A 769-nucleotide genomic window follows, 5' to 3' on the forward strand; every position below is an offset into this window, starting at 1 on the left:
CCAGCCGCGCAGGTCGTCCAGATGCTCAGGCCGGTGCGCATCCAGGAACATCGGGTGCAGCCCGTAGGCCGGGTACAGGCCGTCGGCCATCCGGCAGGTCTCACGCAGCGTGGGCCAGCTGGCCGCAGTGACCGCGGGCACCACCTGCACCTGCACGCCCGCGGCGCGGGCGCGCGCGATCACGTCGGAACGATCGGCATCGAACTCGCTCGCATCCAGGTGGCAGTGGCTGTCGACCAGGGTCACGCGCGGCGTTTGCCTGGCAGCACCGGCGGCAGTGCTGCGCTTCGGTTCTTCCAGTTGGCCAGCAGCAGCGTGCCCAGGCCCAGCAGGATCTCGTCCACGAACGGCACCGGGTCCGGAATGAACAGCGTCAGCGCGAACAGACCGGCGGTGAGCTTGAACAGGGTGGGGTAGCGCAGCCGGCGTGCCCATTCCAGCACCGGCAGCAACAGCGGATTGGCCATGACGCGCTCCTCGACAGAAGCTGTAAACGCTATCACGGCCTGCAATGACACAGAACCTGAATGGGTAAGGGGAGCGTGCACGCCGTGTGGAGATTCCGTTCAGGCACCGCATGCTGGAATCCCGCTCAAGAACGTTGCGGATCGTCCGCAGGGAGCCGGTTATGAAAAGTACTACTACCACTGCTTTGGTCGCCGCTGGCGCGCTGCTTGTCGGCGGTATCGCCACTGCTGCTTTCATGAAGAGTGGCTCGTCCGCCGCCGATCCGGTAGCCGCGACGCAGACCCGGCCGACCCTGGACACC

Annotated in this window: 2 protein-coding genes; both read right to left on the bottom strand. The window is 66.4% G+C overall.

What is annotated here, in order from left to right; genetic code table 11:
- Nucleotides 1–246, bottom strand: a 246-nt coding sequence (locus tag DBR34_RS23180) for a TatD family hydrolase (RefSeq protein ID WP_258223939.1), incomplete at its 3' end; no start/stop codon positions are given.
- Entirely contained in the window at nt 243–467 is a 225-nt protein-coding gene (locus tag DBR34_RS14065; protein ID WP_038687562.1) for a DUF6116 family protein, read from the bottom strand. The genes DBR34_RS14065 and DBR34_RS23180, both read right to left, overlap by 4 nt.
- Between the last annotated feature and the right edge of the window lie 302 nt (nt 468–769).

It is taken from the genome of Stenotrophomonas sp. HMWF003 (assembly GCF_003061285.1).
GTDB classification, from domain to species: domain Bacteria; phylum Pseudomonadota; class Gammaproteobacteria; order Xanthomonadales; family Xanthomonadaceae; genus Stenotrophomonas; species Stenotrophomonas maltophilia_AP.

Excerpts from the sequence above, each read along its gene's own strand:
- DBR34_RS14065 (WP_038687562.1), bottom strand. The coding sequence starts at position 467 with ATGGCCAATCCGCTGTTGCTGCCGGTGCTGGAATGGGCACGCCGGCTG.